Here is a 21,154-nt window from a genome sequence, read left to right on the forward strand (position 1 = left end):
TATTTTTTATTTTGGACGAAGCACCCCATCTGGATCGATCAAACCCGCAAACGACCATGTTTTCCCCTGATCCTGTGTGGTATACTTCGCCAATACCTTTCCACCCAAATAATCACCCATTTCACCTTGATTCACTAACAAAGTTCCTTCCGTTCCATGAAAAGTAGGAATCTCAGCTATTGTGAAATAGTTCAGATATTCTTCAGGTATTGGAACCTCCACGCGTTCCCAGTTTGCGCCACCGTCGGTAGTACGGTACAAATTTGGAACAGGAGGCAGGTCTTCATAGCGATATTCACCAAAGGAGATAAATCCTAATTGATCATTAATAAATCCCCCGTCTGTCACTAAGCTATAAGTGTCATCCACTGGTCCGACGTTGTACCATGACTGTCCACCATCATTTGTTTTAAATATTAAATGTACCTCACTACTCATCGTTTTATCTCCTGTTACGATGAGATAACCATCCTGTTTCGACGTGAACCCAAGTTTTAGCATGCGTAAAAATGGCAGTTTATCCGAAACCACTGCCTCATTCCAAGATTCCCCTTTATCCGTACTTACCAGAACCCGCATCCCTTGGTTAAGGACAAACGCTGTTATCTCCGGAGTCATCACATAGCTACCACTAACTAATTGTTGTTCCGTATCGTTTGATTCACCAGTAAATAAATCTCCCCTCGCAACAGGCACAACCTGCCAATCTCTCCCATTATTATAAGTAACCCTAAGCGTTTCACCCTTAATTTCATACCTTATGCTTTCCGATGGTTCCTTTATTCCGGCTTTCTTTCGATATTCTTCCAACGATTCAACAGGAGGCAAACCGATTTGCGTATCGGTTGTTCTTTCAATATTTGTTAATGTGTATGTTAAAGGATCAACCTTATGAATCGTTAGTTTCCAAACGATATTGGGGACGATACGATTATCCTTTACCTCTCCCCAGCCGTAATCGACCTTGGGTGTGGTTTCTGACAACTGAACTTCAAAAACGGCTGCTACCACGAAAGAATCGACATCCTCCGATAACTTCGCAAATCGAAGATAGAACGCATCAGCAATTGCTCCCTCGCTTTCAAAACTACCCATGAAATCAGACCATATTCGGGAAGCAACCGATTCTGGTTTGATTGCCTCTTCATTTACCTGCACTGTAAAAGGGAGTTTGCTGTTTATATCTGCCTTCTTTACTTCGACTGGTTTCGAATTCGGTTTTTCATTCTCCTCTTTATTCATTTGAAAAATAATGAAGATAACTATTAATATTGAAATGAAAATTAATATACTACTTTGACCCTTTTTCATTTGAATCCTCCTTCATTCAACATCCTCTTCATCAAAAAATGGTTTATAAATATATCGCTTCGGGGTAATCGTCTCCTCCTTACCTGGTATATATAAGGAGACCGTTGGACCATAATTTCCTGGATCAGCAGTGATAGGAATCGACTTACCATTTTCATTAAAATAGCGAATCCCCTCATCAATAGCACCCCAGTTTCTTATTCCTTTATACAGGACAGCATTCTTCTCTTCATTCCAACGATTAACTTCCTCTTTTAAGGGAATCCATTCTAGAATATTGATAACAATCGATAAATCGTTATTAGGATCATACACCGTTGTTTTTTCCCCTTTCCAATCTTGTTTATGTATCCTTACCTTATTGCCCTTTGCTTTATCAGTAAAAATTAAATAGGTTGATTGTAAATCTTGATTTTGATCAAACCCGTAAATAAACATATAAATATCGGTGATCGTCCCATCCTTTTTAAACTCTATTTCTATATCATTGGACATTAAATACGGTTCTAGTTCCATCTTCGCTTTTACAGAATCTATTATTCCATTTAGCTTTGTGTTATAAAAATTATCATTCTCTAGCTTTATTCTTGTCTCTGTTTTTAACTCATGGATTTTCCAGGCCAATTCCCCATTAAAATTGACAGCATTTGAACCAACATAATATCCTCCAACAGCGGTAAACAGAGAAAAGGAAAGAACCGTCCATTTCCAAAAAATCGGTTGGATCGGCTTAAAAATCGTAAAATATTCTTTAATCTGTTCAAGAGAAGGTTCTGTTTTCTTTGAAATGGGGATAAACGTTTTATCTTTAAAGTATAGAAAATACCATTTTTTATTTCCTTTGATCGTTGTTAAACTATCCAATGGAAAAACATGATGATCCTCGGAATCACTTGACACAATAACCAATTGCCTCTCATGGATTTCAATCTGACTATCAAGCTGGAATAGATAGTCTTTTGCCATATGCTTTCGATAAACTACAAAAATATGAATAAACACGAATATCAATATTAAGCTAATTCCTAAAAATATTGGTACATTGGTTTTCAATTGTCCTATTTTTGTAATCGTGTACAAAACCCTCCACAACAGTACATAAAGTAGAAGGCTGATCAAGCTACTTTTACTACCAAATAATAAATCTCGTAAGATCAGTCTTCGATATAGTTTTTTTGTCAATTTATTTTCTACTACCATTCCTATCACTCCTTTCCCTCCATTTAACAACGTAACCAATTTAATAAATTTTTCCAATTAAATCGTAACATAAAAATTAAACATATTTTAATAAAATTACATGTTATGCATGATATAAAGGACAATTCCCTTTTAACGAACGGACTCCTTCAGCAATCAAAAAAGGAGGCGCTTCAGCGTCCCCCCCTTTTAAATTCTTATACGTTATTTAGGATAAAGTAATAGTGTTTTCTTTATTAAACTACGAATCTTTCACACTCTTCTTTTAAAAGAGATGCAGATGACTTTAAATCCTTAGTCCATTGATTAATTTCTTCAGTGGAGCCACTTATTTGCTGACCGGATGCAGCCACTTGTTCAATACCAGCTGCATTTTGTTCAGCGATTGCAGCGATCTCTTCAATTGAGTGGTTCATTTTACTTTGCTTATTTACAAGGTTTACCATTTGTTCACTTAGAATAATATTTTTACTTGCCATGCTCGTGATGGTTTCCGATATTTCTTTAAAGGTAATACCCGTATTTTTAATATTATGTTGACCTTCGGACACCTTCTCTAAACCATCTCGGAGAGTAGTCACGACAACATTGGTACTCTGTACTACCTTTTCTACTATTCCTTGAATTTCATTGACAGAGTCGGAAACTCCCCCTGCTAATTTTCTTACCTCTTCGGCTACAACTGCGAAGCCTTTTCCTTGCTCTCCTGCTCTCGCCGCTTCTATAGCTGCATTCAAAGCTAACAGGTTTGTTTGGTCGGCAATAGAACGAATGAACGTGACAAGAGAAGAAACATCTTTTGTTTGTACAGCTAACCGTTCTACTTCTTCTGCAGTCAGATTAACAATATGTGATATATCATCCATTTGTTGAACAGACTGCTCCATAATGTCGTATCCGTTTTCCGTTAATTGTTTGACCTGCCTATTCATATTAGTAAGTTCTTCTCCTGTTGCATGAGCTTCATCAACTACTTTAGTGAACACTTGCATTTCATAGGATAAATCGGAAGAAAGACTTGCTTGTGTTTCTACACCCCTAGCCATTTCATCCATTGTTATAGCTATTTGTTTTGTGCCATGAAGCAATTCAATCATTGCTGTTTCTAAATTCATACTTTTGTCATGCACACTGATGGATGTTACTTGCATATTGTTTATTATCGATTCTAAAAGAGATGACATTTCTTTCATGGAATCACGAAGGTAACCTATTTCATCAGATGTTTTAAATGACAATCCTTCCAAAACTTCCTTTGATTTTGCAATATCCCCTAGCGTAATGGATTTAGAAGCTTCACTCAAAGTACTTAAAGGAGATAGTTTTTTGTCAAGATTGCGATACACAAATCCGAGAATAACTAATAGAATAACTACCAAAATTCCCACTAATAGTGGAACAATTTCCTTCATTGCATTTATTTGTATCGTTTGAACTTGTTCAGCTGCGAAATCCACTCCAATGATACCTATTAATTTACCCGTACGATCTGTTATCGGGGCAAAAGAGGACATGTAATTTCCATACTTTGGGTCTTCTACTATATCTGTACTACTTGTATTCCCCTCTAAGGTTGGTTCAATATCCCTATATGTGGTGGTTTCAGTTGGTTCACCAATTGGAGAGGTTTCCCCTTTGGGAGATCCATCCACCATAATTTCCAACTTTTTATTTTCCGTTATCGATAGCGTATACACATATAAAGCTCCACTTTTCTCTCTAAAATCATTCAGTTGTTCTCGAAGTTTATCATATGTTTTATTTTCTACTGGATCTTCTAGGAAGGATTTATATAGGTCGATATCGATCTTATCAGCAAACCTTTCTGCGTGAATACTATTATTATATTTTAATGTATCATTTATCGAACGGTGTGATGTGTAGACCACCATAGCACTGCTAATTAGAAAAAACAGAAGTACTATGCAAAAAAGGAAAAAGGTAAACTTCCTCTTAAGTGATTTCTGCTTAATTTCTCGATTTTTCATAATGGATTTTCTCCTCTTTAGTTAGATAGTCCTAATTATTATACAGCCTTACCCCGCCTTATTTCGACAATTTTCGCAATATGGTAAAATTTGTTGCTAGTTGACAAGCATAAAATGTTCAACATTTCCCTCTCCGTCAAGTGTGTTATTCTATATGTAAAATGTTTAGAAAGGTGATCAGGATGCCAGATTGGTCTTATCATACCTTATTCAAACCCATTCTACAGAAGCTTCCCCCCTCCCATAGTAGAGAGTTTATCCACCGTGGAATGAGTTTCCTATCCTCTACCTCTATCGGTGAAAAAGTAATTGAGTTCCTTGGTCATATGTCACCTTCAAAAAATATACAGAAACACCTATTTAATATACCGTTTACTTCACCTGTTGGACTAAGTGGGAAAATTGATCCCAACTTATCTGGACTAAAGGCTTTTCAGAACCTTGGTTTTGGTTTTATAGAAATTGGTCCCGTCTCCATACATGGATCGGTTGGTAAAGGAGACCTTCAGATTAATCCGAAAAAGGAACAGATTTTTGGAGTGCCTAACTCTTCTATCAAGCTATCAACCGTGAAGGATCGATTGGATTCGCACTTAAAAAAGAAGATTCCATTTTTCATTCGTGTTGAGGGAACTTTGCCAGAAATAAAACTGATTTGCGAAGATCTTTTTCATTATAGTGCTGGATTTATTATTAATCGCCATGCTTTTATTTCAGATGCTCAGTTCGATCAGTTTCGAGAACAGATAAATAAACCGATAATACTAGCTTGTTCAAGTAATCATCTTTATGAAATTGAGAAACTGGAAAACTATCATCCAGATGGAATTCTCCTTGAAGAGACCGGTACACCTGAGAACCTTAACCAAGCGCTTGCTGTAATTAAGAAATTAGTTCCGAGGAACATACCGATTATCACTTCAGGAGGAGTTAAAGAGCCTTCAGATGCCATTAAATTATTGGAAAACGGAGCGACTCTTATTATGTTAGGCTATGATTACGTGTTTGCTGGCCCAGGTCTGCCAAAACGAATTAATGAAGCATACAGTCATAGGCAAACGAAGGGTTTGAAGATGTGTCCAGGTTGGATATGGTATTGGCTATTTGGTTTAGCCATCACGATTGCTGGATTCATTGCCCTATTTTTTAGTATGACATCGGTCATTCTTCCATACGATGAAACCTTTTTAGGTATACTGCGAAAAGATATTATCGATTATAATCCTTACATTTTATCTTTTATGTCCCATGACCGGATGACACTATCAGGAACGATGATTTCTGGTGGAATCATTTACATGCAGCTTGCCCGATACGGAATTAAAAATGGACTGCATTGGGTCAGAAAAGCAGTAAATATAGGGGGTATAATTGGTTTCCTTGGAATCCTCTTATTTATCGGTTATGGCTATTTTGATTGGCTCCATGGATTGTTTTGGCTCATTTTATTACCTTTTTTTATCGTAGGATTTGTAAAATCAAGAACGGCACAGGAATCACCTACAAGCATAAACCTATTCAATCATAAATCCTGGAGGCTGAGCTTATACGGGCAGCTTTCCTTTATCCTATTAGGAGCTTCATTAGCCGTTGGCGGAGTGGTGATCTCGCTTGTTGGAGTATCGAGTGTGTTCGTCCCTACGGATATTTCTTATATATGTATGACTCCAGAAATGCTGAATGATTTTAATCAACGATTAATACCCGTAATCGCCCATGACCGTGCAGGATTTGGAAGTGCGCTATTAAGCGTCGGCCTACTTGTGTTGATGCTCGCGCTATGGGGAATTCGTGAAGGTGAACGTTGGATTTGGTGGACCTTTACAATCGGTGCCATTCCAGCATTTGCATCCGGGATAGCCACTCATTTTTTCATTGGCTATACCGATTTTGTTCACTTATTACCTGCTTATATTGCATTACTTTTATATGTGAGTGGGGTTATTTGCACAGCGCCATTTTTATTAAAAAATATTAAAAAATAAACAAAAGCCCTAGAATACTAGTTTGAAATAAAAACTTGTATTTTGGGGCTTTCAACTATAATGTTAATATTTTTAAAATTAAGGCTCTATCATACCTATTAAGAAATCTATTTTTCTAAAATCTTTATTATTATTTTTATCTGCACGATAACTATCACAAGAGGAAGATTTGTAAACACTTAAATATTGCTCAGGGTTTAGTAAGTAATATTTAACATTTCCCATATGATGTATTTCTAAGTCCTTAAGTTGTACTCCTGCGAAATTTGGTAATGTGTCAATAATGCCAAACTCCACTGATAACCCCTCTTTAGAGAACTCATGTTCATGCGAATCAACTAGAATATATTCCAATGAATTCATGATTTTCAAAATATCATTCCAATTATGTATAGATTTTTCAGGTGGCACTTCCCATCCTCTTTTATCACCAGGAACATGAATGTCTAGGTCCTGAGCATCCCAGCACTTGCCTGTAATGACTTCTAAACCGACCGAACCCATTAATAACGGAATGATTTCTATTTCATTTAGTTTTTTGGCAATCTTTATAAACTCAGCAAACTTGTGATTTTCCAATCGTCCTTCCCCTTTGACACAATAACTAGTTTTATCTTTCTATTACTAAACAATCTTGCGCTTTATATTTTTCATTCTTACAATTATACAATTGTATCAAATGATTTAGAGATAATTCTTCATACTTACATCTAGTATATGGGATATTAACTTCTTCATCTTCATGTCCCATCCATACTCTCCATAATTCTAATATCTGTCCTTCTCTAAAATTTTCTTTTAGGTACTCTAATAATTGCTTTGCCCTTAATTCTGAAAAAGTAAAATTTACTTCATAAATGAATGGATAACTTGTATACCCACAATCTCCAAAAGATGTTTCCTTCGAGATGATCAATTCATCTAAATCGTCTTCATTTTCAACAAATAATATTTCGGCATTTGGGTCCATCTCCTCCCAAGGTAGCAACTCATGTGGTTTTATTCCTAAATCAATAGCCTCTTGCACCGTAATATTCTTCGCCTTTGTATTATCTACTTCTGGTATTTCATAATTTGTTGCTATAAATGAATATGAACTCATTTAACCTCATCCTAAATAAATTTTATTTTTTACGTTATTTCTTAAATGAAAAAACAGCCCAATGTTAAATATTCTCCTATTTGTTTTTCAACTTAACTGCAATTTATTCCTTCCTCTGTACCTGAATTTGAAATAGTAGTAACTAAGGTTTCTCAAATTTTAAGAAGTTCCCCCTCGTTGTTTTAGTTTTAAAAAAATTTCGCCATGTACAAATTCCAGGCTTTTGAATGTCAGTCTAGGAATATTTTAGAATACAGAAATGCTGAAAACCGCCACGATTCATTCTAAAAAACCCATTCCTTGCCTCCCACTAAACTTAATTTAATTTGAACACGGAATTTACAATTTTTTAATATTCAGCTGATATGATTGGTTTACTACCGAATGAGGAGGCAGAATAAATGAATGTGCGTGCAATATTTATTGATATGGATGGTACACTACTAAAAGCCTCAAACATCATTTCTCGCAGAAATATGGAAGCCATTCATAAGCTCATGAATCGGGGAGTCAAGGTTTTTCTAGCTACTGGTCGTCATTATGAAGTAACGGCTCCCTACCATAAAGAAATGGGATTACAAACTCCGATGATCTGTTTGAATGGTGCCGCTATTCACCATGCAGAAGGAAGAACTCTACACACGCAAACCGTCAAACTTAACGAAGAAAGATTCCACCATATTACCGCAGAAAATTTTTGTAACGTGATGATCCATACAGCAGATGGCCTTTATTGTAAGGAAATGAATGAAGAAATCGATTATTGGACAAAAGTTGGGCAAATTCCGCCCCTTTATATTGGAGATTTAAGACAGGCAAACTATCAAGATGTACTTAAATATAGTGTCCGAACAGGTGCGCCTTGCCATGAATTATCTGCGTTGTTTAAAAATGAAGCCGAAGTCATCAATTGGAATGACGGGTTTGAAATACTCGCTCCTAATGTTTCTAAATGGTCTGGTATAAAAAAACTACTTCGAGCATATCGAATGAGTACAAATGAAGTCGTAGCCATTGGGGACGGTCCCAATGATATAGAGATGCTCCGTAATGTCGGTACTGGTGTTGCAATGGGGAATGCCAGCGAAGAGGTTAAAGCAGCAGCTGACTTTGTTACAGGACACCACGAAAATGATGGATTAGCTGAATTTATAGAACGTTATCTTCTAAAATCATATGAATCTGTCATTTAAGCTAATAATGGCAGGTATGATCATATTCTGATTCATACCTGCCATTTTTTTATCATCAATATAATTAGATTGTAAAACTGATCAATACGAGTTCAAAGATAGTTATTATACACACTGAGAATTTTGAATAAGAAACGGCAATTCTTCGACAAGAATGACTCAGTTACTTGTTAAAAATACTTTCCCATTTGTTTTTTTAGAAGATTCAACAGCGTCAATCGCCTTTTTTATATCCGACAAGTCATACGTAGAATCGACCATCATCAAACGTAATTTTTTATCGTCTATTAGCCTTATCAATTGTTTAAAAGTTTCTTGCCATTTTATTGCTGTGACCTCTTTATTCCAATTTCGCAAATGAAACATATTCACATTTACTTTTGCTCGATTTACAATATCCGCCCAGTTTACTTGTACCCCTGATAAAAGACCGATTGTTAAAAAATGTCCATTAGGGCGGACACTAAAAGCTAATTCATTACCATCCGAACCCCCAACAGAGTCAATAGCAGCATCCGCACCCATTCCATTTGTTAATTCCATAACAGTTTCATTTAGACGAATAATAGAGGTATCTATCACATAAGTAGCACCGAGATGAAGTAATTCCTCTGTATATTTATTATTCCTAGTGACTGCAATTAATCGAAAACCTAATATCTTCGATAATTGAGCAAAAATATGCCCAATAGAAGAACCACATGCGTTAACCAATAAAACATCGTTTGGCTTTAATTTTAAAACTTCCGTACAAACCACCCATGCTGTAATGGGATTAATATACATTTGTGCTGCAGTAAAATCATCAATAGAATCGGGAATAGGAACGGCAAATTCTGCTGTTGTCTTGACGAACTCTTGCCATGTACCTTCCCCACGCAAAGGTAAAACCCGTTTACCAATTAGTTTTTTAGAAATGAAAGGACCTACATCCTCTACAATCCCAACTCCTTCATAACCAGGAATAGTAGGTAAAGAAATTCGATGAGAATACGCCCCTCTAATTGGAATTAAATCAGAAGGATTGATAGGTCGTGCCAACATTCGAACAAGTACTTCATTATCTTTTGGTGGTTCAATGGTTTTATATTTAATTTTTAACACATCTTTAGGACTGCCGAATTCATAGAAATTAATAAATTTTGCACTCAAAACGATAGACTCCTTACTGTTGAATGATCTGCCTGTTATAACTGAATGTTGATGTTGCTATGTTTGAAAAATAAACGAATAATTTTCGTTTAAATTGGGAAATACCCGTATTTCCTTAATAATAAAGGAAGTTTTTTCGCCTATATGATCTAAGTCCTTGGATTTAGACATATTAAGTGCATTTAAGCGAAATTTCTTCGCTTATATTGGCTTCATAGGCTTCCTTTATAGGCATTAACGGAAAAATTCTTTTCTTATGAATTCTCCTACCAAAAATTTTGTTAGAATATTGAGCCGTTACAAGGATAAGAAGAGCGATCTTTCATTATTTAAGCATCGCACCATTTAGTTTGCATAAGGTTCATTTATTTTCTTAAGTCCAATAATTTTTTTCAAAAAAATTAATTATTTCATCTTTATATTGATATCTATCATTGAGTTTTTGTAATAATTTAATATCATGGGTATGAGTTTTTCCTGTCTCGAGCATTTCTTGATATAAGTCAATATAAGGAATATTCTTAATAAAAGCGTTTTTTAATTCCTTTTCTACGTCATAGGAAATTTTTTTAAATCTCACCTCAGCAATCCCTGTTTCATCAATTTCAAGAATTGCATACTGAGCTCGCAGGTCATTACGGAACTTGTCCCATCTATAAAAAGGCTGACCGATAGTTCCTGGGTTAATGATTAGTTGTCCAGCGCTACTATAGCGTAACAATTGGTGATGAGTATGAGCATAAATCGCAATATCGTAATCATACTCAAATAACTGATCAAAATTTTCCTGAGTATTAGTTGGCCATAAATCTCCCCCATAATTTTTATTTTGTAGATTATGACTAATACTGATTGATAGATTATTAACTTGTTTTGTTTGGTGTAATGGTAAATTCTTTATAAGATTAATATAGTTCTCATCCAAATTTTCACACTGATACTGAACTAACCGAGAAACATAGATATCAGTGGGGTTATTAAAATCTATTTTTTTATTCAGTACTTCACAGAAGCTGTCTTCCCAGTTTCCTTGAACATACGTAGCAACTTTAATACGATCTAATATTTCAAATAAATCATTTGTTCCTGGCCCAGGCATGATTAAATCTCCTAAAAACCAATAGTCAGTGACAGATTCTATGATAGAATCTTCGATAACTGCATTTAAAGCACTTGCATTTCCATGGACGTCTGCTAATAAAGCAATTCTATGTTTCATGTTTTTATTTTGACCTCCTCCGCTCACTCTACTGAGGGGAAAATTCTATTAATAATATAAAATTTTTGTTATTCCAAACTCTGTAACTAATGTACGATGTTTTAATTCTTCTAACCAACTTTTTTCAGTCAATTTAAATAAACCATATTCATTTTCATATGTATAATTTCCAATATTAATTGTAATATGATTTGAATTTCCGCGTAATTTTCGTAAGGAATCTTTATACCAGTGTTGAACCGGAATTGTATATAATTCGAGAACATCTCCTAGCTCCATGTATTTATCTAAATATATCCAAAAGTCTCGATTGCCTAATCCGCGTGCTTCATATAGATATGGCATCGTAAATATTGGTTGAACAATCTTAACCCAATATTCATCTAAGGTATGAACACCAAAGCTTAACCCATTTTCAAATATAGTACTACCATTTTCATCAATTTCCTTAGGAAGGATAAAATGCTTTGATGATGCTAGAAATTGAATTTCAGACAATGTTTCACTTCCCTCATATAAAATAATTGCATTTAAAAATATCTTCCTTTGACGAACAGTGCCATTTGCTTTGCTCAAAAAAGATAATTTAATAAAGTTTTTTTAACCACATTTCATTCCATTGAAAATATAATTCATTATTGTCTGATTGGGTAAATATTTGTTTGGGATAGGGTAAAGCAAGTTCTGGCATATTATTTGGATTAAAATACTGAAGCTCAACCGTTTCATCATCTACTGGACTAAGTATTCCATTTTGAATATCACAATCAAACATATAGACGTTATACTCCACCTGATGACCATTCGGATATTGGTAACGGAAATCTTCTCCACCAAAAACCCCCACTAATCTACTTGGAACAACATATAACCCAGTTTCTTCCCACACCTCACGGACAACAGCTTGTGCAGGTGCTTCACCCATTTCTATTGCTCCTGCGGGGAGGCTCCATTTCTCACCATTTCCCTTATTCTGCAGCAAAATTTCTCCTAGTTCGTTTCGAATAATTCCAGCTACACAAGGCATAAAAAGCAACTCATTGCCCACTTTTTCTCGTAGTCTTTTATAATAGTCAGACATTCCCAACTTGGTTCTCCACCTTAATTTAAAATAATATCAAGTAAGAGTTCTATAAAATGTTTAAATTTTCCTGTTTTCAACATTCCTTCTTCTTTAGCACAAAAATTAATAGTCGTTTGGGCGATTCTTATGACAGTTGTCTCGGTATACGGTATTCAGTACATTAATTGGCTTTAAACAATAGTCATCGAGGCAAAACATTTGACAAAATTTTTCATTTATGCTATAATTTACAATTATGATATATGCATATATAATAAGATTCTCCTGGCCAGGGGAATCTTATTTTTGTTTATGGGGGAAATGGAATGAAGAACAATGAATCCAGTGTCACTTCCTTAGTTTCGGCTTTCGCTCGTGCCTTTCACAGTAAATATGACACACCCAAAATTTTTGATGATTATCTTGCAAATGACTTAATTTCACCTCAAGAGTTTTCATACATTAGTGAGAATATGAAACAAGGAATACAGTTTTTCAACAAGGATATTGCTCAGAGATATCAGAATGATCCTGAAGAGATTCTTAAATGGATTACCCAAGTCCTGCTTTCTCCAACACCCTTAGGTCGTGCCGCCTTTTGCGAGGAAGTATTACGTAACGAAGTGATGTTAGGGGTAGAGCAGTATGTGATACTAGGGGCTGGCTTAGACACTTTTTGTTTCCGACATCCACAGTTCAATGAAACGCTTGAAATATTTGAAGTCGATCATCCAGCAACACAGGAAAACAAAAAACAAAGGCTGGTTACTGCTAATCTAAAAATTCCTGATAATCTTCATTTTGTTCCGATGGACTTCACAAAAAGTTTCTCGTTGCAATACCTTAGAAACGAAGGATTTGCAGACAAAAAAACTTTCTTTAGCCTCTTGGGGGTTTCCTATTATTTAACGAAAGAGGAACTTTCAGGCTTGATCCATCAATTATTTGAAATTGTCCCTATCGGCAGTTCGATCGTGTTTGATTATGGGGATGAAAATTTCTTTGAGGCAAAAGGACTATCTAATCGAGTAGAAAATACGATTAAAATGGCTGCTGTCGGTGGTGAGCCAATGAAATCGTGTTTCACTTACCTTGAAATCGAGCAGCTGTTAGAAAAATCTGGGCTACTAATCTATGAACATTTAACACCAGCAATGATCAATGACCAGTTCTTTCGCAATCGAACGGATTATTTAACTGCCTTTGAGGCGATTCATTATATCCATGCTGTAAAAAAATAGAATTCTAATGAAATGGGCCGCTCGAAACATTAGATGATTGAGCGGTTTTTTTCAATTTACTCTGATTACTATGTGCATTCCTTCTCTCTTCCATTCTCTGGCTTATCAGGTGTTGGATCTGGCCATGGAACATATTTTCATGGACAACAAGTGCTGAATCCTTTTCAGTTTTGTCCATGAACTCCATTTTCATGGACAAAAAGTGCTGGGCCTTTTCAGTATTGTCCATGAACTCCATTTTCATGGACAACATGTGCAGGATCTTCCTCAGTTTTGTCCATGAACTCCATTTTCATGGACAACATGTGCAGGATCTTCCTCAGTTTTGTCCATGAACTCCATTTTCATGGACAAAAAGTGCTGGGCCTTTTCAGTATTGTCCATGAACTCCATTTTCATGGACAACATGTGCAGGATCTTCCCTAGTTTTGTCCATGAACACTATTAACATTTTACTTCATCAACAACCATATTCCTTTTCTCCTAAGCTAAAAAGAAAAAAATGAGCTGCTGCCACAACTCATTCATTACTACAGCAAAATTTTCACTTTTTGATAAAAGTGTTGCTCTTTTAATACCCTCTGTGCCTACCATGCTTCCTACAAAGCCAATTAATACACTGGATGAAATGAATTTTAATAAATAATAAATACTTGAGCCCATCATACAATCAAGGATTATTAATTTTATAATTGTTGAACCTTTAATGGTGTAGAAAACCGCTCGATGTTTACTCAACGCTGTCACACACCTTCTTGTTTTTCAAAAAGATATGAAAAAATAGATTGTCTAATACCAGCAACCTGGTCCTTCTTTAACTAGAATATACCTGCACTTGATTGCGTCCTTCTCGTTTTGCAGAGTATAACGCTTGATCAGCTTTATTCAAAAGCTGATAGAGTGTCGCACCTTCCTCTTCCGTTGCTTCTGCCACACCACTGCTTAAGGTAACAGAAATCACTTCCTCGGTAGTAATTAAAGGCTCTGACTCTACTGACTTCTGCAGCTGATTCGCAATCGCTTCCCCCTCCAATAAAGTGTATCCCTTCAGTGCAAGAACAAACTCCTCACCGCCATATCGGGCAAATAACATATCATCCTTCAATTGGGTTTGGCATACCTTCACAACATGCTTTAGTAATTGATCACCGATATGGTGGCCAAAGGTATCATTCACTTTTTTAAAATAATCAATATCGATTAACAGGATTGTAAATGGCGATGAACTCTTTTGGGCTGTAGAAAAGTCTTGCTCACATTTTTGAAAAAAGGCCCGACGGTTATAAATTTGGGTAAGCTCATCATAATAGGCTTGATGCTCTAGTCTCATCTGTAAACTTTTCAGCTCCGTGATATCGGTAAATATAATGAGCTGACCTTTACGATCCTTCGCATGCTGCAAGGAGGAAGTTCGAACCTGATAAATTCGCTTGCAATGACAGATTTCTCGAGTGAATGGAGCTGTCTCTAATTTAGAAGGAAATGCATCACCTGACAGCTCAAACCAAACCTTAGCAAACTCCATTCCAAACATAGATTTATTTAATTGTGGGAACATCCCCTTACAAGCCTGATTAAACTCTATTAATCGATAAGATTCATCTAATACAATCACACCATCATTAATACTATTAAAGATCGCATCCTTCGCAATTGGCATAACGGTGAATAGACGAGATGAGCTAATCGACCATAGATATAAGAGCGAAGAAAGCCATAAGACCATTGGGACTGGATCGACTCCAGGTGGTGTGAGTCCGTTTAAATAAACAAAAGCTGTTACCATTGGAACGAGTTGTCCAAACATTAACGAGATTAATTGCAGCCGATATGCCTTGGCCGTTTCCTTCCAACGGGAGATTAATAGTAAAAAAGCAACAAACATAGAGAAAAATGTGTAGATGCCATGAACCACATACCAAATTCCGATCTCCTGATGAATAAAAGGAGCCCCTAAGCTTGGATCCACTTCAAACACCCTGTAATGAAAATGATGGAAATCATTCGTTGCCACCATCACTAGACTAATAAAGGGAATGGTTAATAGAGTGATACTCCTTTTTTTCGTTATGTTGATTCCCAAATACTGCATGATAAACAGTAACCCTAACACGACAGAGAACGGCATGCCGATATATTGAATAACCGTCCAAAACTTAATCTGCTCAAGCGTTATTGCGGTTAAGCCAAATCCCGAACCAAAGCAATAAATAGCAATGGACATAGCGTAGAGAATAAACGAATTGGCAATATTCTTATAATGATGACGCTTAAAAAATACGTATAAGCATAAATACAGGTTAAGTACCCCAGAGGTACATATAAGAGTAATATAAGCAGTTAGTTGCGAGTCCACGATTCAATACCTCTTTGTGATAATCCTTTTTCCTTTAATTTAACATAGATAAAAATAAATGTGGATTTATATTAATCTATCTCAGGAACCTTTTGTTCTTGGGTTGCTCGATTTTTAGAAAGTAAAGTTTATGTTCAAAAATCGGCAGAATTTTTGTATAATTCCATATAATAATATTTGCTCAAATCTTATCAAAATCAGAAAGGAGATACTAAAATGGAGAACTTTTACCTATTTGTCCTTATGTGTTTTTTTCTCATTATTTTACCCGGTCCCGATACTGCAATTGCCACAAAAAATACGGTCACCGTTGGGAAAGCTGGGGGTCTTAAAACAGCTTTAGGTACTTGCTGTGCTCTTCTTATCCATACATCGGCTGCTGTATTAGGGCTCTCTGCCATCATTGTTAAATCAGCTTTATTATTTTCTATCTTGAAATATGTAGGTGCGGTTTACTTAATTTATATGGGTGTTAAGGCTTTATGGTCTTTAAAGAAAAAGGAAATCGCAGCAAGTGCTGAAATAAACTCCAAAAGGCAGTTTGTCAACAAATCTTGTTTTAAACAAGGGTTCCTTACAAATATTTTAAATCCCAAAGTTGCCGTCTTTTTCTTAACCTTTTTGCCTCAATTTGTTGACCCTGGAAGCAATACCTTCTTACCATTTCTTATTATGGGCATCACTTATACGGTATTGACTGCCATATGGTTTTTACTTTATGTCTATTTAATTAATCAGATCAGTGCTTTTATGAAAAAACCTAAAACACAAAATATTATTGAAGCGATCACCGGAACAGTACTGATAGGTTTTGGAATAAAACTTGCTCTTGAAAAAGCACATAATTAGATCATCTTAATATTTTTAGGAAAGACCCTTGTAATCGAAGGGTCTTATTTTTGTTGCTGTACCAATTAATGCAAAAAAAACTCACTCTAGGAGTGAGCTTAACCTCTATAAACACTATCACATGTTCCGGCTTTGGGTTCATAAAAACAATGTTCTTTAAATTGACCAGATTGTGGTTGACCATACCACGTTGGAGGACATGCACCAGTTGGATTAAAATACCATAGAGCGAATTTTGCTGGGTGGTCTCTCCAATAATCTAAATTCTGTTTCGCTAATCTTCTTTCAACCGTCCTCGATCTTTGATAAAATACATTCCCTTTTTGAACGGCTTCAAAGGAATAATTTCCACCTTGTACTTGAAAAATCACTTGGGGAATGGTTCTTAAACCTTTAAAGTCTAAACAATTGGCTACAAGACGATTCACAATGACATTTCCAACATATAACATTCCCTGTTTTCCTTCACCCTCGGCTTCTGCTCTCATCATCCTTGCCATGACGTCAACGTCTGAACTTCGGTAATTGGCTCTTGGCATTTTATCACCTCCAAAATATAGTATGAAAAACACCCTACCTTCATGTCATTGTTTATTTAATAAGGAATGCTAACATCCCACCTTTATTCATTCCCCTGACGGCATTTCAATCTCACAATCTTCTGAAACAGGGACTCCGAACTCAGGTGTTCCGTCATGCTTCCAGCCAAATTTTTGAATACGGGTAGAACGTAAACTGGTGTCCTCGCCCGGTGCTGAAAGCGCATGATAAACAATCCAATCCTCCTGGTCATCCAGAGACTTGGTAAAACTATTATGGCCAGTAGCAAACACTTTGTTCTCGGCACTCTTTCGGAATACAGGTTGTTGGCTCTTGATCCATGATAATGGATTCATCGGATCAGAGGTCTCTTCCATCGTTAGCATACCAAGAGCGTAATCCTCAGACCATGTCGTACTAGCAGAATAAACGAGAAAAATAAACCCATTTCGCTTTAAAATAACGGGTCCTTCATTGATGGCCATGCCACCTTGTTTCTCCCACTCTAATGTTGGGGCCGTCAGTAAGACTTGTTCCCCATCCAATGTCCAAGGATTTGTCATTCTCATAATGTATATCGCTGAACCATAGTCCGGGAAGTGACCATACCCTGCATATAGGAAATAATATTGGTCTTGCCATTGGAAGACCGTACCATCCAATCCAGGACTTGGCGTCGGAAGTGCCCCCTTCCAAACCCACTCTCCCGTCATCGGATTATCCGCAGCATTCTCCAGAACACATACTCTCCTAGATTCATCTCCCCCACCATCGTTCGCTGTGTAGTAGATGTACCATTTGCCACAAAGCCGATGAATTTCGGGCGCCCATAGGTTATAACTAAATTTTCCGGACGGTTCGGGAACCCAGATTGTTTTCGTGTTCCCAGTAGCGATACCTGTCAAGCTAGTGGATTGTGTAAGCTCTAAACGGTCACGTTTTGTTACCATGAAATAATAATCATCATTGTGTTTCAGCACCCACGGGTCACCTGCATTTTTAACAATTGGATTCGTAAATGTTTTGGCTTTTATCATACGCTCTCTCCTCATATCCCTTCATTCCAATTAAGGTCTTTCTACTTCATAAATACCTACTTCTACAAAAATAACCAGAATCCTTTTTGAATAGTCTCTACCCACTTTGTTCAAAAATTAGCTGGTCACGCGCAGGTAACGATGAAAAGCACTTTGCAGGTATAAGACCATCTATCTCAAAACTCTTAAAAAAGCCAGTTATTTCATTGACATATCATCACTATATGTTATCTTTTTATTAGATAAGGAAACAGACACAGTGACTGACGACATTTGTGGAAATGACCACATGGAAGCTGTGTTTTATATATGGTCGGGTCGTCTGGGCAGAGATAAGGATTACTATCCTTATCTCTTTTTTTATTACATTTTTTAGGAGGCACTATTATGAAAAAGATCATTTTGGATGGAAATGTTGTTGCTAAAGAATTAAAAGACGGATTGAAAACACGTATTGAAGCACTAAAAATGAATGGAATCATACCATGCCTCGCAACGATACTAGTTGGTGATAATCCTGCTTCAGAGACCTATGTAAGAATGAAAGGAAATACTTGTGAAAAATTAGGGATGAAGTCCATTCGTGTGCATTTACCCGAAGAGACTAGTACATCAGAGTTGGTTGAAACGATTAACGAGTTAAATAACGATCACTCGGTTCATGGTATCCTCTTACAACATCCTGTACCATCACATATTGATGAACGCGCGGCTTTTGAAGCGATTGATATTCGAAAAGATGTAGATGGTGTCACAAGTGCGGGTTACGGACAGACTGCGTTAGGGTTCGGGGAATACCCTTCTTGCACACCAGCAGCCATTATGAAAATCATAAAACATTACCAGATCGAACTTGATGGAAAACATGCGGTGGTAGTGGGGAGAAGTCCAATCTTAGGTAAACCGGTTTCGGCTTTGCTTCTTAATGCAAATGCCACGGTTACCACTTGCCATTCAAGAACATCCCATTTACCTGAAATCTTGAAACAAGCAGATATTGTTGTAGCAGCAGTAGGAAAGCCTGAATTTATTCAAGGAAGCTGGTTAAAGGAAGGAGCCATTGTTTTAGATGCAGGTTATAACAAAGGGAATGTTGGAGATGTTGATTATCACTCTTGCTATGAAAAAGCTGGTGCTATAACACCTGTGCCAGGCGGTGTCGGTCCTGTTACCATTGCAACATTAATGAAGCATACGGTTGAATCAGCAGAAAAATCTTACTTATAAGTTAAAAATAAGCTGGTTGAGGAACCAGCTTATTTTGTTTCTAACACTTGTTGATTAGTTCAACAAGCCTATCCATATTTGAAAAATGGTTTCCCCTTCAACTACTACTTCATGCATGAGTGTCCAAACCGAAAACTTTATTTTCCTTTGACTTTAATAATAAGCAAATCTATAATTAACACTGTATTTTTCATTCCAAGGAGGATTATTAAAAAATGACACATTTTATGAGACTTCGATTCCCAACTTTGAACCAGTAATTGAATACGTTCAAAGGCTCTGTTTTGGGTAAACAGAGTAAACGGGATCAGTCTGTCCTTTTTTAATAATCTTCATTTCATATTAGAAACTGCACGTAATTTGCCTATACTGGCAAAATTCACGTGTAATTTTTCTGATACTATCGATGAGCAATGATAGTATAAAATATGTAATGTTTAGAAAGGCGGATCATTCTGCCTTTCTTTATTTATGTCAAATTCTCCTTCTTATGTTTTTCAAAAGGAAGGTTTATTTGCTGACGGCTCCGAATAGCCTAACCAAATAAGGATGGTTCTTCTTCCCTTTACTCTCAAATCACAGGCAGATTGCCTGTGATTTTTTATTTTCGAAAGGAAGAGAAAACATGACCAATAAGATGAAGAGTGCCAAAGTTTTTAGTGAATTTATCAATGTATTCAGATGCCCTCATTGTGAGGCTCCTTTGAAAGTGGTCGATTTAAAAAGCGTCATTTGCTCTAACAACCATACTTTTGATTTTACCAAACAAGGGTATGTAAACATGATGACTCGCCCATCCAGTAGTCATTATGATAAGAAATTGTTTGATTCTAGGCAAAAAATCATTAGCCATAGCCATTTATATTTGTTACTACATGAGAGGATTTCAAAGGCGATAAAGGAGCATATGGTTGATCCTAGTTTTCCATTTTTACTCCTCGATGCGGGTTGTGGTGAAGGCTCGCATTTACAAAGGATTATAGAAGATTACGGGAATACAGCCATGACAGGAGTTGGTTTAGATATTTCCAAGGACGGCATCGTCATGGCCGCTAAGAAATACAAAGAACCGATTTGGCTTGTCGGGGATTTAGCAAAATCGCCTTTTGCGGATCAATCGTTTCATTTCATTCTTAATATCTTATCACCTTCCAATTACAAGGAATTTAAGCGGATATTAGTTCCCAATGGTCTCGTAATAAAAGTGGTTCCCCGTCCGAATTACCTAAAAGAAGTTCGAGAAGCACTTTTTGAAGACACGGATAAGCAGGTCTATAAAAATGATGAAACCGTGTTCCTTTTCAAAAAGCATTTCCAGCTAAAGGAAGTATTCAACTTGTGTTATACAAAAAAACTGGCTCAGGAGGAGTTGAATCATTTAGTTCATATGTCTCCACTTTCTTGGACATCAGAAAAAGCAGCTATGGATGCATTTATGAATCGGGTTTCTTCTGAGATAACCATCGATTTAGATATCTTAATCGGATTGAATCTATAATTAGACATCATGCAATGGAAAGTGACCCGAATCCTTCCACTAATCAGGATTCGGCATTATGAACCTTTCATTGTGACCAGATTCCTTCCACTAATCAGGGTTCGGGCATTATGAACCTTTCATTGTGACCAGATTCCTTCTACTAATCAGGGTGCGGGCATTATGAACCTTTCATTGTGACCAGATTCTTTCA

General features: G+C 36.4%; 22 protein-coding genes and 1 riboswitch. Of the genes, 7 read left to right on the forward strand and 15 right to left on the reverse strand.

All coding sequences use genetic code 11. From position 1 onward, the window contains the following. Positions 1–6: 6 nt before the first annotated feature. The 3 genes from ACWM35_RS21150 to ACWM35_RS21160 all read right to left on the reverse strand — a co-directional run bounded on the left by ACWM35_RS21150 (position 7) and on the right by ACWM35_RS21160 (position 4,499). On the reverse strand, positions 7–1,311 hold the full coding sequence (locus tag ACWM35_RS21150) for a WD40/YVTN/BNR-like repeat-containing protein (RefSeq protein WP_454820875.1): 1,305 nt from the start codon (positions 1,309–1,311) through the stop codon (positions 7–9). A gap of 12 nt (positions 1,312–1,323) precedes the next feature. Then, the gene (locus ACWM35_RS21155; protein WP_454820876.1) at positions 1,324–2,511 is read right to left on the reverse strand and encodes a hypothetical protein; all 1,188 of its coding nucleotides are present in this window, start codon (positions 2,509–2,511) and stop codon (positions 1,324–1,326) included. 236 nt (positions 2,512–2,747) lie between these two features. After that, complete coding sequence (locus tag ACWM35_RS21160) at positions 2,748–4,499, reverse strand: methyl-accepting chemotaxis protein (protein ID WP_454820877.1); 1,752 nt, start codon at positions 4,497–4,499, stop codon at positions 2,748–2,750. Positions 4,500–4,681: 182 nt separating this feature from the next. Between ACWM35_RS21160 and ACWM35_RS21165 the strand changes: the two genes are divergently transcribed. Further along, positions 4,682–6,484 (forward strand): dihydroorotate dehydrogenase, encoded by a 1,803-nt coding sequence (locus ACWM35_RS21165; protein ID WP_454820878.1) that lies wholly within the window; start codon positions 4,682–4,684, stop codon positions 6,482–6,484. A 78-nt stretch (positions 6,485–6,562) separates the two neighbouring features. Here the strand turns inward: ACWM35_RS21165 and ACWM35_RS21170 are convergent, their stop codons facing one another. Beyond that, a complete protein-coding gene (locus ACWM35_RS21170) occupies positions 6,563–7,063 on the reverse strand; it encodes a phosphoribosylanthranilate isomerase (RefSeq protein ID WP_454820879.1) in 501 nt (166 codons plus the stop codon). Between the two features lie 31 nt (positions 7,064–7,094). Continuing rightward, positions 7,095–7,586, reverse strand: a complete 492-nt coding sequence (locus ACWM35_RS21175; protein WP_454820880.1) for a magnesium transporter — start codon at positions 7,584–7,586, stop codon at positions 7,095–7,097. Positions 7,587–7,987: 401 nt separating this feature from the next. Here ACWM35_RS21175 and ACWM35_RS21180 point away from each other — a divergent pair, with 401 nt between their 5' ends. Continuing rightward, positions 7,988–8,779, forward strand: coding sequence for an HAD family hydrolase (locus ACWM35_RS21180; RefSeq protein WP_454820881.1), 792 nt, complete (start codon positions 7,988–7,990; stop codon positions 8,777–8,779). Positions 8,780–8,938: 159 nt separating this feature from the next. On the opposite strand, the gene ACWM35_RS21185 is transcribed toward ACWM35_RS21180, so the two are convergent. The 4 genes from ACWM35_RS21185 to ACWM35_RS21200 form a co-directional block, all read right to left on the reverse strand. Next, complete coding sequence (locus ACWM35_RS21185) at positions 8,939–9,931, reverse strand: zinc-dependent alcohol dehydrogenase family protein (protein WP_454820882.1); 993 nt, start codon at positions 9,929–9,931, stop codon at positions 8,939–8,941. 373 nt (positions 9,932–10,304) lie between these two features. Continuing rightward, the gene (locus ACWM35_RS21190) at positions 10,305–11,150 is read right to left on the reverse strand and encodes a metallophosphoesterase family protein (protein ID WP_454820883.1); all 846 of its coding nucleotides are present in this window, start codon (positions 11,148–11,150) and stop codon (positions 10,305–10,307) included. 48 nt (positions 11,151–11,198) lie between these two features. Beyond that, positions 11,199–11,648 (reverse strand): hypothetical protein, encoded by a 450-nt coding sequence (locus tag ACWM35_RS21195; RefSeq protein ID WP_454820884.1) that lies wholly within the window; start codon positions 11,646–11,648, stop codon positions 11,199–11,201. An 88-nt stretch (positions 11,649–11,736) separates the two neighbouring features. Further along, a complete protein-coding gene (locus ACWM35_RS21200; RefSeq protein ID WP_454820885.1) occupies positions 11,737–12,237 on the reverse strand; it encodes an NUDIX hydrolase in 501 nt (166 codons plus the stop codon). Positions 12,238–12,539: 302 nt separating this feature from the next. Here ACWM35_RS21200 and ACWM35_RS21205 point away from each other — a divergent pair, with 302 nt between their 5' ends. Next, positions 12,540–13,454 (forward strand): class I SAM-dependent methyltransferase, encoded by a 915-nt coding sequence (locus ACWM35_RS21205; protein WP_454820886.1) that lies wholly within the window; start codon positions 12,540–12,542, stop codon positions 13,452–13,454. Between the two features lie 4 nt (positions 13,455–13,458). Here the strand turns inward: ACWM35_RS21205 and ACWM35_RS21210 are convergent, their stop codons facing one another. The 4 genes from ACWM35_RS21210 to ACWM35_RS21225 all read right to left on the reverse strand — a co-directional run bounded on the left by ACWM35_RS21210 (position 13,459) and on the right by ACWM35_RS21225 (position 15,810). Beyond that, positions 13,459–13,707 carry a hypothetical protein gene (locus tag ACWM35_RS21210; protein ID WP_454820887.1) on the reverse strand — a complete coding sequence of 83 codons (249 nt, stop codon included), beginning with the start codon at positions 13,705–13,707 and terminating at the stop codon, positions 13,459–13,461. Positions 13,708–13,721: 14 nt separating this feature from the next. After that, positions 13,722–13,862, reverse strand: coding sequence for a hypothetical protein (locus ACWM35_RS21215; protein WP_454820888.1), 141 nt, complete (start codon positions 13,860–13,862; stop codon positions 13,722–13,724). A gap of 75 nt (positions 13,863–13,937) precedes the next feature. Next, on the reverse strand, positions 13,938–14,192 hold the full coding sequence (locus tag ACWM35_RS21220) for a hypothetical protein (RefSeq protein ID WP_454820889.1): 255 nt from the start codon (positions 14,190–14,192) through the stop codon (positions 13,938–13,940). Positions 14,193–14,268: 76 nt separating this feature from the next. Then, on the reverse strand, positions 14,269–15,810 hold the full coding sequence (locus tag ACWM35_RS21225; RefSeq protein WP_454820890.1) for a histidine kinase N-terminal 7TM domain-containing protein: 1,542 nt from the start codon (positions 15,808–15,810) through the stop codon (positions 14,269–14,271). A gap of 216 nt (positions 15,811–16,026) precedes the next feature. Between ACWM35_RS21225 and ACWM35_RS21230 the strand changes: the two genes are divergently transcribed. Beyond that, complete coding sequence (locus tag ACWM35_RS21230; protein ID WP_454820892.1) at positions 16,027–16,659, forward strand: LysE family translocator; 633 nt, start codon at positions 16,027–16,029, stop codon at positions 16,657–16,659. A 98-nt stretch (positions 16,660–16,757) separates the two neighbouring features. Here ACWM35_RS21230 and ACWM35_RS21235 read toward each other — a convergent pair whose 3' ends face one another. Together ACWM35_RS21235 and ACWM35_RS21240 are read right to left on the reverse strand one after the other, a co-directional pair. Further along, the gene (locus ACWM35_RS21235; protein WP_454820893.1) at positions 16,758–17,198 is read right to left on the reverse strand and encodes a cell wall hydrolase; all 441 of its coding nucleotides are present in this window, start codon (positions 17,196–17,198) and stop codon (positions 16,758–16,760) included. A gap of 87 nt (positions 17,199–17,285) precedes the next feature. Continuing rightward, complete coding sequence (locus ACWM35_RS21240; RefSeq protein WP_454820894.1) at positions 17,286–18,236, reverse strand: glycoside hydrolase family 43 protein; 951 nt, start codon at positions 18,234–18,236, stop codon at positions 17,286–17,288. 249 nt (positions 18,237–18,485) lie between these two features. Then, positions 18,486–18,571: riboswitch (ZMP/ZTP riboswitch) on the forward strand. Between the two features lie 52 nt (positions 18,572–18,623). On the opposite strand from ACWM35_RS21240, the gene ACWM35_RS21245 reads away from it, so the two are divergent. The 3 genes from ACWM35_RS21245 to ACWM35_RS21255 all read left to right on the forward strand — a co-directional run bounded on the left by ACWM35_RS21245 (position 18,624) and on the right by ACWM35_RS21255 (position 20,961). Next, positions 18,624–19,463, forward strand: coding sequence for a bifunctional 5,10-methylenetetrahydrofolate dehydrogenase/5,10-methenyltetrahydrofolate cyclohydrolase (locus tag ACWM35_RS21245; RefSeq protein ID WP_454820895.1), 840 nt, complete (start codon positions 18,624–18,626; stop codon positions 19,461–19,463). A gap of 215 nt (positions 19,464–19,678) precedes the next feature. Beyond that, entirely contained in the window at positions 19,679–19,723 is a 45-nt protein-coding gene (locus ACWM35_RS21250) for an erythromycin resistance leader peptide (protein WP_115648277.1), read from the forward strand. Positions 19,724–20,088: 365 nt separating this feature from the next. Beyond that, complete coding sequence (locus ACWM35_RS21255) at positions 20,089–20,961, forward strand: putative RNA methyltransferase (RefSeq protein ID WP_454820896.1); 873 nt, start codon at positions 20,089–20,091, stop codon at positions 20,959–20,961. Positions 20,962–21,154 lie beyond the last annotated feature (193 nt).

Source organism: Neobacillus sp. K501 (genome assembly GCF_053749995.1).